This window comes from Pseudomonas sp. F2 (assembly GCF_057174385.1).
In genome coordinates, this window is sequence record NZ_CM169904.1 from 3,217,072 (window position 1) to 3,230,107 (window position 13,036).

Here is a 13,036-nt window from a genome sequence, read left to right on the forward strand (position 1 = left end):
GTCAGGGAGACGATTGCCGATGAGTCTTTTCCACCACGCCATCGTGTTGCTGCTGTGCGGGCTCTGCGCCGGGGCCAGTGCCGAGCCGCTGGACGAGCCGCTCAAACCGTTGCCCGCGGTGCCGCAGCAGGACGTCCGCCGCGTGGAACTGGGTCGGCGCCTGTTCCATGAACCACGGTTATCGATCAACAACACGCTGTCCTGCGCCAGCTGCCACCAACTGGACAAGAACGGTGCCGACAGCCGCGCCCTGTCGCTGGGCTTCGACGGTAAACCGGTGGCGGTCAACACGCCGACCGTGTTCAACGCCGCCCTCAATTTCCGCCAGTTCTGGGATGGCCGTGTCGAAACGCTGGAGGAACAAAGCAACATCGTCATCACCAGCCCCCATGAAATGGGCAGCGACTGGCACACCGTTATCGAGCGAATCTCGAACGACCCCGACTACCGTCGCGATTTCGCCGCCACCTACCCGGACGGCGTGACCCAGGCCAATGTCCAGCAGGCGCTGGCCAGTTTCGAACGTACCCTGCTGACGCCCGGTTCGCGCTTCGATCAATACCTGCTGGGCAACACCGACATCCTCACCCTCGAGGAAAAGTACGGCTACCAGCGCTTCAAGGAATACGGCTGCATCGCCTGCCATCAAGGGGTGAACATCGGCGGCAACATGTTCCAGAAGTTTGGCGTGTTCGGCGATTACATTGCCGATCGCGGCAACCCGACCGTGGCTGATCAAGGCCGGTTCAACGTCACCCGCGACGAAGCGGATCGTGAATTTTTCAAAGTGCCGAGCCTGCGCAACGTCGCGCTGACCGCGCCCTACTTTCACGACGGCTCGGCGGACAGCCTCGAAAAGGCGGTGGATGTGATGTTCCAGTATCAGTTGGGACGCACGCCGACCGAAGAAGACAAACGGCTGATCATTCTATTTCTCGAGACCCTGACCGGCCAAAGGGAAGGCAAGCCATGATCAACATCTCCCGTCGGCGCAGTCTGCTGTTGCTCACGCTGGTCGCTCTGGTGCTGGCTTCGATTCTGCTGTTTCTGTACTTCAAGTCCAGCTCCGACCAGACCATGACCTACACCGAGTCGCGGGACCTGATCCGGCAGATCAAACAGCAGAATTCGCTGTGGGAAAACGAGATCCTCAAGGCGCGAGTGGCGCTCACCCACAATTACGATCCGCTGGTGTCACCCATGACCGAGATGAACCGGCTCTGGGCGCGCTTCGACGCGATCGAGGCCGGGCATGGTCGCAACGACTCGGCGCAATGGAACGACGCCCACGAGGGTTTTCTGCAGGCGATGCAGGAGAAGATCCGCCTGGTCGAACAGTTCAAATCGCACAACGCCCTGTTGCGCAATTCCCTGGCCTTTTTGCCCACCGCCGAAGACGACATTCAGGAGCAACTCGCCAACCTGTCGGACCTGGATAAATTACAGCTGCAAAACATCACCACCGACACTTACGACCTGCTGCTCAGTGCCCTGGAGTTCGCCCAGCTCACCTCCGACGACAGGGCCGCCGACATCGAGGTCGGCCTGAACAAACTGAAGGTCAATGCGCAACGGCTGCCGCCGGCGTTTGAAACCCCGATCAAAATCATGAGCAACCACATCAGCCTGATCGCGCGCGAGCAGCCGCTGGTCAATCAGTTGCTCGAAAGCATCGAAAACATTCCCGTGGCCGAGCGCCTGGACACCCTCACCACCCTGCTCGATCGCGATCAACAGCGCGCCGACCGGGTCGACCGCCAATACCACTTCTACCTGCTGCTGTTTTCGGTGTTGCTGATGCTCTCGCTGGTGTGGCTGGCGATCCGCCTGATCGGCAGTTTCGCCGAGATCAATCGGGTCAACACGGCCCTGCAAACGGCCAACGATGCCCTGGAGCAACGGGTCGAGGAGCGCACCCGCGAACTCAGGGACGCCCAGAGCGAACTGCTCGACGCGGCGCGTCAGGCCGGCATGGCGGAAATCGCCACCAACGTGCTGCACAACGTCGGCAACGTGCTCAACAGCGTGAACATCTCCAGCGACCTGATCACGCGCAAACTGCGCAACAGCAAGACCCAGGGCCTGGGCAAGGCCATGCAGTTGATCAACGAACACCCGCATGACCTCGGCGCCTTTCTGTGCGAAGACCCCAAGGGCAAATTGCTCCCCGGTTACCTCAATCAGCTGGTGGGTGCGATTGCCCAGGAACAGCAGGAAATGGTCGACGAACTGAACCAGATGAACAAAAGCGTCGATCACATCAAGGACATCGTCGCCACCCAGCAGTCCTACGCCGGCGCCAACAGCATGACTGAACCGCTGTTCATCAATGAATTGCTCGAAGACGCCTTGCGCATGAACGCCGGAGCGCTGACCCGACACCACGTCACGGTGGTCAGGGAGTACGCCGAGGTGCCGCAGGTGATGGGCGATAAACACCGTTTGCTGCTGATCCTGATCAACCTCATCAGCAACGCCAAATACGCCATGTCCGACCTCAGCAACCGCCCTCGCACCATGACGCTGGCGGTAAAAATCGTCGATGACAGCTTCCTCGAAATCAGCGTCAAGGACGATGGCGAAGGCATTGCGCCGGAAAACATGACGCGGATCTTTGCCCACGGTTTCACCACCCGCAAGGAAGGCCACGGCTTCGGTCTGCACAGCTGCGCCCTGGCGGCCATCGAGATGAACGGGCACCTCACCGCGCACAGCGACGGACCGGGCAAGGGGGCGCTGTTCACCTTGCAGATTCCCCTGATCAGCGTCACGGAGAACGCATGAGCGAGCTGTCGAACCGCCGTATTCTGCTGATCGACGACATGCCGTCGATTCATGAAGACTTCCGCAAGATTCTCGCGCCACCGGCGGCGCAGTCAGTGGAACTGGACGAGATGGAGGCGGCGTTGTTTGGTGCACAGGTGCGTGCCGAACGTCCGCCGTTCGAGCTGGACTCGGCCTACGGCGGCGAGGAAGGCCTGGGCAAACTGATGCAGGCCTTGCACGAACAACGTCCCTACGCACTGGCCTTCGTCGACATGCGCATGCCCGATGGCTGGGACGGTGCGAAAACCATCGAACACCTTTGGCAACAGGATCCGCTGTTGCAGGTGGTGGTCTGTACGGCCTACTCGGATTACTCCTGGGATGAACTGCTCGAACGGCTGCAGGCGCATGACCGATTACTGATTCTGAAAAAGCCGTTCGACAACATTGAAGTGCAACAAATGGCCAACACCCTGCTGACCAAATGGCAGATGACCGAACGCGCCTCCTTGCAGATGCATCACCTGGAACATCTGGTCGATCAGCGCACCGCCCAGTTCAAGCAGGCCAGCGAAGCTCTGCAGCGCGAAATCGATGAACGCAAGCAACTGGAAAGTCAGCTGGTGCAGTCGGAAAAGCTCGCTTCACTGGGGCAAATGGCGGCTGGCGTGGCCCATGAAATCAACAACCCGATCGGTTTCATCTCCTCCAACCTCGGCACCCTTGACGGCTACTTCAATCAGTTGCTCAGCGTACTCGATGCCTGGCAAACGCTGGGCGCCACGCCAGACCGCGAATCCTTGGCCCGGCTTGAGCAGCTGCGCAAAGACGCCGATCTGGATTTTCTGCTCGAAGACATCCCGGTACTGATCCGCGAGTCCAAGGAAGGCATTGGCCGGGTCGGACAGATCGTCAAGGATCTGAAAGATTTCTCCCGGGTCGATACCCATCAGCAATGGCAGTGGGCGAATCTGCAGCAAGGCATCGAGTCGACCCTGAACATTGTCGCCAGCGAACTCAAGTACAAGGCTGACCTGATCAAGGAATATCAGCCGCTGCCGGACATTGAATGCCTGCCGTCACAAATCAATCAGGTGATCATGAACCTGGTGGTCAACGCGGCTCAGGCCATGGGCCCCGAGCGCGGCACCATCACCTTGCGCACCGGGCAGCAGCAAGACACGGCCTGGGTGGAAGTCGCGGACACCGGCGCCGGAATTGCGCCGGACATCCTGCAGAAAATCTTCGATCCGTTTTTCACCACCAAACCGGTGGGTCAGGGCACCGGGCTGGGCCTGTCGCTGTCCTACGGCATTGTCAAAAAGCACGGTGGCGACATTTCGGTCCGCAGCGAACCGGGGGTGGGCACGACCTTCCGCGTCGAGTTGCCGATGCGTCAGAGCCGGCCCGCGGCCTGAGGCGCCTCAGGTCGCTTCCTGAAAATCCATCTCCGGCGGCTGCCGCCGAAAGCCGCCAGTGAGCACCGCCAGATACACCACGCCAATCGCCAGCCAGCTCAAGCCCAGATACACCGCCAGGTGATCAAGGCTGACCATCAGCCACAGGTCCGCCAGCAGCCCGATGAACGGGAAGACCAGAAACAGCACCAGCTCACGCGGGCCTTTTTTCTCGCCACCGATCCAGTAATGAAAAATCACCGACAGGTTGACCAGGCTGAACGCCAGGAACGCACCGAAGTTGATGAACGAGGTTGAGGTGGTTACATCGAGTTTCAGCGCCAGCAATGCCACGACCGCACACAGCAGGATGCTGTTGACCGGCGTGCCGAAGCGCGCATGCAAGGTGCCGAAAAACGACTTGGGCAACACGCCATCGCGCCCCATGGCAAACAGCAAGCGCGAACCGCTGGCCTGGGCCGACAGCCCCGAGGCGAACTGGCCGACGATCAGGCCGATGAGGAAGATCGAGACGAACAGGTCGCCGCCGATGTTGCGTGCGATTTCATAGGCCGCCGAGTCGACGCTGTCGAACTGGAACGACGGGTGGGCGATCTGCACGAAGTACGACACGCCGACGAAGATCAGCCCGCCGATCAGGGTGATCAACATGATCGCCCGTGGAATGGTGCGGCGTGGGTCGCGGGTTTCTTCGGTCAGCGTACTGACCGCGTCGAAGCCGAGGAACGAATAACAGGCAATCGCCGCGCCGCTCATGATCAGCGGCATTTGCATGTCACCGTTGAAGAACGGTTTGATCGACCGCAACGGCGTGCGCGCATCACCGCCGACGTAGTGCACACACAGCGCGACGAAGGCGATCAGCACCAGAAATTGCACCAGCATCAGCAAGGCGTTGATGCCGTTGGCCAGTTTCAGGCCAACGATGTTGATCGCGCTGGTGATGCCGATGAACGCCAGTACCCAGATCCACTGCGGGATCGACGGGAATGCCGAAGCGAGGTACGCCGCGCCGATCAGCCAGATCGCCATCGGCAGAAACAGGTAATCGAGCAACACCGCCCAACCGGCGATGAAGCCGAGCCTGGGGCTGATCGCCTTGCGCACGTAGCTGTAGGCGGAACCGGCAACCGGGAACGCGGCGGCCATGCGCCCGTAACTCATGGCGGTGAAGAACATCGCCACCAGTGCTGCCAGGTACGCGGCCGGGACCATGCCGGCGGTGGATTGCGCGAGGATGCCAAAGGTGCCGAGGACAATGATCGGCGTCATGTAGGCGATGCCGAACAGCACCACCGACCCTAGTGACAGGGTGCGTTGCAAACGAGCCATGGGCGACTTACTCCGAATGTTATTGGATTTATGGCAGAGCCGAGTTCGGCGAATGTTTCGGGTGTGGCTTTGTTGTTTTTTGGATCAAGCAGTTGTGTGGTCTGGGCTGGCCTCTTCGCGAGCAAGCTCGCTCCCACAGGGGGACGCGGTCAATGTGGGAGCGGGCTTGCCCGCGAAGGCGTCAGTCCGACCGACACAGAATCCCGATCAGCACGCAGGAATCAGCAACTCACGCAATCCGCACGCGTGCTCTACCACCTCCCCCGGCAGCGTCAACCGCTGATCATCCAGATAGCGGTAATCCTGGCGCGCGACCTGCAACCGGTCGAAATCCAGTTCGACGCTGAACGTCCCTTCTTCGCGTCCCGCCTCGAACAGCAACGTCCCCAGCGGATCGACCAGCGCACTGCCGCCGGCAAACATCAAGCCGTCATCCCCGGCCTCGACACGATTGACCATCAGCGCAAACGCCTGGTTTTCCTGAGCACGGGCCATGATCGCGGTGCGGTGAGTCGGGGCATACGGGTCCATGTTGCCGTTGGTCACGATCAGCAACTCGGCGCCCAGTTGCGCCAGTGCGCGGGCGGACTCCGGGAACTCGATGTCGTAGCAGATCAGCAGGCCGACGCGCACACCGTTCCACTCGCAGGTGGCGTAGCGGTCGCCGGCTTCGAACACGCCGCGATCCGACGCCCAGAGGTGGGTCTTGCGGTATTTGAGGGCGATGCCTTCGGGGGTGATCAGCAGCGTGGTGTTGTAGAAGCGACCGTTGTCGTTCTCAGCCATGCCGATCACCACGGCGAGGTTGCGCTCGCGGGCAGCGGCCAGCACCGCGCTGACGGTCGGGCCATCCAGCGGCTCGGCGATCTGCGCCACGGTGTCGGCCGTCGGGAAGCCCATCAGGTGGGTTTCCGGGAATACGATCAGTTGCGTGTCGGCACCGCACGCGGCAATCGCCGCGAGGGCGCGTTCGAGGTTGTATGCGGTGCCATTGTCACGGCCCGCCAGTTGGGCGAGTTCGACTTTCATTGCGAGTCCTTGTGGTCAGGGCCGGGCGCTGAAAGATTGCCCGGTGGCTGTCTGTGGGCCAGTATGCGCAGCAAGCAACCGGCAGGGAATCACGCGGCCGGGGTAACCCGATAGGGGTAGATTCATGACCGTTTCGTTTGATGACATCACTTGGCACCGCGCCGTCGGGCAGTTGATCGATGCGCTGGACAAGCCGAATTTCTGGGCACAACTGGTGCGTCTGCTCGACCAGTACGTGGCGTTCGATAGCTGGGTGGTGTTGCTGTTCAGCGCCGATCAGCACCCGCAAGTGTTCGCCGAATGCCCCGCCGAGGACGGCAGTCCCGACCCGTTGTTTCAGGATTATCTGCGCGGGTTGTATCTGCTCGATCCGTTCTACATCGCCTGCCGCGAGCAGTCGCGCACCGGGCTGTATCGCCTGTCGGAGGTGGCACCGGAGCATTTCGAGCTGACCGAGTATTACCAGCGATACTTTCGTCTGAATGTGGTCGCCGACGAAATCCAGTTCAATTGTCAGCTCGAAGGCGAGCGCACGTTGTGCCTGTCGCTGGGCAGTGAACAACGTTTCACTGGCGAACAGATCGCTTTGCTGTCATTGATCCAGCCGTGGGTGCTGGGTCTGTTGCGCCAGCGCCTGCCGTACGAAATCAACGAAACCGTGGCCCTCGCTGTCGCGCCTGCACCGGCCGACTGGCGGGTGCAACTGGAAGCATCGGTGCAGCAACTCAAGGGCGCGCAACTGACTGCCCGGGAACTGGATGTCGGGCGTTTGATGCTCAGCGGTTGCTCCAGTAAAGAAATCGCCCGTAAGCTGGAAATCTCCGTAGAAACCGTGAAAGTCCATAAGAAACACATGTACAGCAAGCTGGGGATCAAATCCCAGTCGGAGCTGTTTTCGATTTTTCTCCAGGCGCAGAACGCCTGATAACGCGTGGAAATGCTTTCCTGTGGGAGTTGATTTGCTGTGGTGAGGGGATTCATCCCCGATGGGCTGCGCAGCAGCCCCAAGTCTATGCATGCGGTCTTTCAGTTACACCGCAGTGAATGGTTTTGGGGCGGCTTCGCCACCCATCGGGGATAAATCCCCTCACCACAATAAATCTCATCAACAGGCCCGCCTGCTGCCACAGGTTTGCAAACCATTGAGTCCGAACCAGGGAAACCGTATGAGCCTGTCACTCCTGAGCCGCTACGCCTTCTTTGCCGTCTGCGTGATATTCACCCTCGCCAGCCTGCCCTTTCTCGAACACGACTGGCTGTGGCCGATCACCGCCGTCACCGGCGTGCTGAGCCTGCTCGGTCTGTTCGACCTGCTGCAGAGCCCGCACGCGGTGCGCCGCAACTACCCGATCCTGGGCAACATTCGCTATCTGGTCGAAGGCATCCGCCCGGAGATCCGTCAGTACCTGCTTGAATCCGACAGCGACGCCCTGCCCTTCTCCCGCGCCCAGCGCTCGCTGGTCTATTCGCGGGCGAAGAACGAAACCGCCGACAAACCCTTCGGCACGCTGATCGACGTCTATCAATCGGGCTTCGAATTCATCGGCCACTCGATGCGCCCGGCGCCATTGAGCGACCCGAGCAGTTTCCGCGTCACCGTCGGCGGCCCGCAATGCACGCAGCCGTATTCGGCGTCGGTGTTCAACATTTCGGCGATGAGCTTCGGCTCGCTCAGCGCCAACGCCATCCGCGCGTTGAACCAGGGCGCCAAACTCGGCAACTTCGCCCACGACACCGGCGAAGGCAGCATCAGCCCGTATCACCGCGAACACGGCGGCGACCTGACCTGGGAACTGGGCAGCGGTTATTTCGGCTGCCGTACCAGCGATGGCCGTTTCGACCCGGAACGCTTCGCCGCCCAGGCGCAGAATCCGCAGGTGCGGATGATCGAAATCAAGATGAGCCAGGGCGCCAAACCCGGCCACGGCGGGATCCTGCCCAAGCACAAGGTCACTCAGGAAATCGCCGACACCCGCGGCATCCAGATGGGCGAAGACTGCATCTCGCCATCTCGCCACAGCGCGTTTTCCACGCCGATCGAAATGATGCAGTTCATCCAGCAACTGCGTGAGCTGTCCGGCGGCAAACCGGTGGGTTTCAAGTTCTGCCTCGGGCATCCGTGGGAGTTCATGGGCATCGCCAAAGCCATGCTGGAAACCGGCATCCTGCCGGACTTCATCGTGGTCGACGGCAAGGAAGGCGGCACCGGCGCCGCACCGGTGGAGTTCACCGACCACATCGGCGTGCCGATGCGCGAAGGCCTGCTGTTCGTGCATAACACGCTGGTCGGCCTGAACCTGCGCGACAAGATCAAGCTCGGCGCCAGCGGCAAGATCGTCAGCGCGTTCGACATCGCCAGCGTGCTGGCCATCGGCGCCGACTGGGCCAACTCCGCGCGCGGCTTCATGTTCGCCATCGGCTGCATCCAGTCGCAAAGCTGCCACACCAACAAATGCCCGACCGGCGTCGCCACCCAGGACGCCCTGCGTCAACGCGCCCTCGTGGTCCCGGACAAGGCCCAGCGCGTCTACAACTTCCACCGCAACACGCTCAAGGCACTGGCAGAAATGTTGGCGGCGGCCGGTCTTGAGCATCCATCACAACTGTCGGCCAAGCACCTGGTGCGGCGCATGTCGGCGACCGAGATCAAGCTGTTCTCGCAGCTGCATGTGTTTCTCAAGCCAGGTGAGTTGCTCACGGGCGAGGTCAATGGCGAGTTCTACTCGCGGATGTGGCAGATGGCCCGGGCTGACAGTTTCGAGCCGCAGGAGGTGGCCGCGGCTTAAGGCCACCGGTCGCGAATGACGCGGTGTTGACGCTGAACAGGTAGGCCGCCGCCGAGCCGCTCCACAGCGTCTGCCGCGTTTGCCAATCGCCGCTGAACAGGGTGCGGAAGTGATCGGGCGATTCCAGCGGTATCCACCAGACTCGGTGCCGGCGGCATTGCACCAGCGCCGGGTCATGGAAATAGATCCAGCGCCTGGCGAGCGGGATCAGCGCGTAGCCACCGCGAACCGAGGAGGCGAGGAACGCCGGGAACGCCGTGCGCACATGAAACCGCGGCTCAATGGCGCTGTTGTTGTAGTAGAGAAACGGCAAGTACGAAATCAGCGAGTCGAGGACGATGTCATCGCCGGGCTGGGCCTCGCGTTCGATCTGGCTGGCCAGCCCATCCAACCGGTAGTCCCGGCGCATCTCGGTGCCATCCATGCCATCGGCCTGGCGATAGACCATCGCCAGACCGTAGCATTGTCCGACGACCACCAGCACGAACAGCGCCATGGCCGGGCGCGGGTATCGGCGTGCCACCGAGTCCAGTGCCACGGCGATAAGCAGGGGGATGCCGGGGGCCGCGAACACCAGATAGCGCGCAAGAAACAGCGGCATGAACAGCGCCAGGACAAACAGCGAGATCGTCGGAATAAAAAAATAGCCGAGCAGCAACGGCCGGTAACGCCGTTCGCCGATGCCTTGCGCCACGATCAGCGTTGCGCAGAGCACGATCAGCAGCAAAGGCGCCAGCCGCCACCACGACGCGGGTGCCACGCGCGGCTCCATCAACATGAATTGCCAGGGCAGCCCCAGTGCAGCCTGCACGGTCACAGGCTCGATCCACGCCGCGACACCGGCGGACAACTGTTCAAGCAGATTCGGCAGCCACGGCACAAACAACAGCACAATCGCCGCGTTGGCCAGGCACCACGCGCGGGGTGAAAGGCTCGCGGCGTGATCCGCTCGCGCCCGCCACCAGAACAGCCAGTGCACCAGTACGCAGCCCGCGGCGAAATAATGCGTGTAAAACGCCGCGCTCATCAGCAACACGTACAGGCACGGCCAGCGTTTTTGCCCGGGTGTCCGCGCCCAGCAGACCAGCGCCACGGTCGCGGCCATCAGCCAGAATCCGAGCAGGGTGTACATCCGCACTTCCTGGCTGTAGCGCACCGAAACGGGCAGCAGCGCCAGCAACAGTGCCGCCATCCAGGTCGCCCGCCGCGTGGCCACCAGACGCATCAACTGGATGCCGAGCAACACGCTGCCAACGTCCGCCAACACGCTCAAGCCCCGTGCCGCCCCGGCAGAATCGCCCCAGGCCATGCCCCAGTAATGCAGCAGCACGTAATACAGCGGCGGATGCACATCCAGTGCGGTCAACGCCCAGATGCGCGCCGGCGTTTCTCGAGCCAGCAGCACACTGTAGGCCTCGTCATACCAGATCACGGGGACAGTAATGGAGTAGAACCGCACACACAGCGCGATAATCAGAACTGTCGCCAGAGCCAGCTGATCGGCCCGCACTGAAACATTCGCGTCTTTGAAAAAAGGTGCGGCTACCCAGAGTTTCATGTCCGTTGTCCTCGAAACAGCACGAACCGGAAAAAGCAGTACCCCAACATCAGGTTCAGCGCGGTAAACACTGTCACCGTCAGCAGCCCGCCCCAGTCGCGCGTATCGGCAATCGCGCCGATACCGAAGCTTGTGCCCCCCATCAGTGCGATAAACAGCACGTAGCCGAGCACCCATGTCTTGCTGTCGAAGGTGTAAAGCAGGTTCACGTAAAACGAGAACGCCGCCGCCACGCAGAATGCGGCGAAGTTACTGGCTGCCTGGGTCAACCCGATGGCGCTGCACAGGACGAAAAAAATCTGCCAGTGGATAAGTGCATCAGCGATGCCAATCACTGTCAGCGCAGGAAATCCTTTCATTACGGTTCCTTGCCATGGCTTGGTCCGGCTGACTTTCGAAGCTAGGGCAAGGCGCTTGAGTGGTCTACTGTCAGAAATTACAGGTGCGGGATGGATTGCGACGGACGGTCAGGGTTACCACTGCAGCACCCTGCCGTGAGGCGGTTCCTTCATGACGATGAAACCGTAATCGCCAATCAGGTAAATCCGGTAATACAGGCTGTCCACCAGCGCTGGAAAACCCTGATAACCGACGTGGGTGGCGTTGCGCCGCTCGCGTTCGGCGACCACGTTGGTGATGCCCGCCGACGGCAGATTTTCCGCGAGCATGAAGTAGTCGACGTTGAGCAAATAGTGCAACACCGGCAGCTGTTTGAATGAACCGGCCGCACTGGCCAGCCAGCGATCGGAGTAGCTGACTGAGAGGTAAATCCGTTTCGCTTCACGTAGTTCACGATGGGCGGCGATGTCGTGGCTCAGGCTGTACAGCGCGCTGTTGGCAAAGGTTTTCTGCAGGCTCAGCACCCGGCCATAGGCGAAGGACAGCGAGAGTGTCGCCAGCAGCGGAATGATCAGCAGCAAGGGCAAGCGGCGGTGCCCGGACGCCAGCGCAAGGTGCGCCAGATAGAACAGCCCCAGCAGTAACACGCCGAACCCCATCAGGGTCCGCGCGCCTTCGTTGAAATCCCGAAACAGCAGAGTGATTCCGGGCACCAGCCAGACCAGAACGGGCAGCGTGAGCAAACACAGCAGCAGGCTTGGCCAACGGCGTTGGCGGCCCCGAACCAGATGCAGACAGCCCACGAATGCACACAACACCAGTGCCACGAAAACCCAGACGTAGCCGCCGTGAAACAACAGTGCAACGTTCTGCAGCACCCGAGAGAAATTGATGCCGATCTGCAACAGCGGGTGGGTGTCCAGGTTCAACAGATCCGTTCTTCGTAACGTCTCCATGAACGGATAAGCCGTGACGCTATAGATCAGGATGCCGAGGCCCGCTTGTGCGAGCTTCCAGCCCAGCATCCGCAGGATTTGCGGCCACTGCATTTGCCGCTGAACAGCCCTGGTCAACTCGACACCACACAGACCGAAAAACACATTGAGGCTGATCTGATACAGCCCGATCGCCAGCGCCAGCAACGCCGCCGGTACCAGCCAGCGCTGTACCCGCGATGAACCTTCGAACGTGATGGCGTAGATCACCGCGACCATGCTCAAGACCATGATCGGGCCGTCGTATTGATAGGACAGGTTCTGCAGCAGAAACGGGTTGTACCAGAGCGGCAACGCGACCAGGCAACAGGCCAGGGTCGGTTCGACAAAGTAGTGAATGGTCAGCCGAGTCAGCGCCAGACTCATCGCCACGACGGCGAGCAACAGGGGTAACGGGTAGATGTTCGACGCAGCCCCGGTGAACGTCAGCGCCTGATAAAACCAGTCGGCAAACAATCGGCCCTGCCCGGCCCAGGCATTGGCGGCAGCCAGCGTACGCCAGTTGTCGTCGATGTAAGGAAAGTCAGCGAGGATCAGCGGCAGGACGTACAGCGCGGTGGCAAGCAGGAAGAACAGCACGACTTGCCGCTGACTGAGCTCTCGCTCGAGAAATGCGCTCGCCCTCATGTCTGCGCCTCGGTTACTGCCGCGCGGGATTGCTGAGTGATACAGATTTGAGCCTTGCTTCTGGGTTTGTATCGCTCTTTCAGACCGGCGGTAAAACGGCAAAAGATCGCAGCCTGCGGCAGCTCCTGCACGGGAAATGTATCAACCCTGTAGGAGCTGCCGCAGGTTGCGATCTTTTGCTTTTGC

General features: G+C 61.0%; 10 protein-coding genes. 5 read left to right on the forward strand and 5 right to left on the reverse strand.

All coding sequences use genetic code 11. The features are described 5' to 3' along the window. The first annotated feature begins 19 nt into the window (after positions 1 to 19). The 3 genes from AC193Q_RS14380 to AC193Q_RS14390 are packed head-to-tail and all read left to right on the forward strand — an operon-like array spanning position 20 to position 4,184. Positions 20 to 973: a cytochrome c peroxidase gene (locus AC193Q_RS14380; RefSeq protein ID WP_121187001.1), complete on the forward strand. Its 954-nt coding sequence runs from the start codon at positions 20 to 22 to the stop codon at positions 971 to 973. Continuing rightward, entirely contained in the window at positions 970 to 2,784 is a 1,815-nt protein-coding gene (locus AC193Q_RS14385; RefSeq protein ID WP_121187003.1) for a DAHL domain-containing protein, read from the forward strand. Before AC193Q_RS14380 ends, AC193Q_RS14385 begins: the two co-directional genes overlap by 4 nt. After that, entirely contained in the window at positions 2,781 to 4,184 is a 1,404-nt protein-coding gene (locus AC193Q_RS14390; protein WP_121187005.1) for an ATP-binding protein, read from the forward strand. Before AC193Q_RS14385 ends, AC193Q_RS14390 begins: the two co-directional genes overlap by 4 nt. A gap of 6 nt (positions 4,185 to 4,190) precedes the next feature. On the opposite strand, the gene AC193Q_RS14395 is transcribed toward AC193Q_RS14390, so the two are convergent. Continuing rightward, on the reverse strand, positions 4,191 to 5,516 hold the full coding sequence (locus AC193Q_RS14395) for an APC family permease (RefSeq protein WP_483878563.1): 1,326 nt from the start codon (positions 5,514 to 5,516) through the stop codon (positions 4,191 to 4,193). A gap of 207 nt (positions 5,517 to 5,723) precedes the next feature. Beyond that, a complete protein-coding gene (locus AC193Q_RS14400) occupies positions 5,724 to 6,545 on the reverse strand; it encodes a carbon-nitrogen hydrolase family protein (protein WP_121187008.1) in 822 nt (273 codons plus the stop codon). 124 nt (positions 6,546 to 6,669) lie between these two features. Here AC193Q_RS14400 and AC193Q_RS14405 point away from each other — a divergent pair, with 124 nt between their 5' ends. Both AC193Q_RS14405 and AC193Q_RS14410 read left to right on the forward strand, forming a co-directional pair. Next, positions 6,670 to 7,470: a helix-turn-helix transcriptional regulator gene (locus AC193Q_RS14405; RefSeq protein WP_047296254.1), complete on the forward strand. Its 801-nt coding sequence runs from the start codon at positions 6,670 to 6,672 to the stop codon at positions 7,468 to 7,470. Positions 7,471 to 7,711: 241 nt separating this feature from the next. Further along, positions 7,712 to 9,331: an FMN-binding glutamate synthase family protein gene (locus tag AC193Q_RS14410; RefSeq protein WP_047296256.1), complete on the forward strand. Its 1,620-nt coding sequence runs from the start codon at positions 7,712 to 7,714 to the stop codon at positions 9,329 to 9,331. Here AC193Q_RS14410 and AC193Q_RS14415 read toward each other — a convergent pair. The 3 genes from AC193Q_RS14415 to AC193Q_RS14425 form a co-directional block, all read right to left on the reverse strand. After that, on the reverse strand, positions 9,252 to 10,889 hold the full coding sequence (locus AC193Q_RS14415; RefSeq protein ID WP_121187010.1) for a glycosyltransferase family 39 protein: 1,638 nt from the start codon (positions 10,887 to 10,889) through the stop codon (positions 9,252 to 9,254). The genes AC193Q_RS14410 and AC193Q_RS14415 overlap by 80 nt on opposite strands. Then, positions 10,886 to 11,248: a GtrA family protein gene (locus AC193Q_RS14420; protein WP_095668397.1), complete on the reverse strand. Its 363-nt coding sequence runs from the start codon at positions 11,246 to 11,248 to the stop codon at positions 10,886 to 10,888. The genes AC193Q_RS14415 and AC193Q_RS14420 overlap by 4 nt, the downstream gene beginning before the upstream one ends. A 114-nt stretch (positions 11,249 to 11,362) precedes the next feature. Then, positions 11,363 to 12,850 carry a glucosyltransferase domain-containing protein gene (locus AC193Q_RS14425; RefSeq protein WP_483878564.1) on the reverse strand — a complete coding sequence of 496 codons (1,488 nt, stop codon included), beginning with the start codon at positions 12,848 to 12,850 and terminating at the stop codon, positions 11,363 to 11,365. Between the last annotated feature and the right edge of the window lie 186 nt (positions 12,851 to 13,036).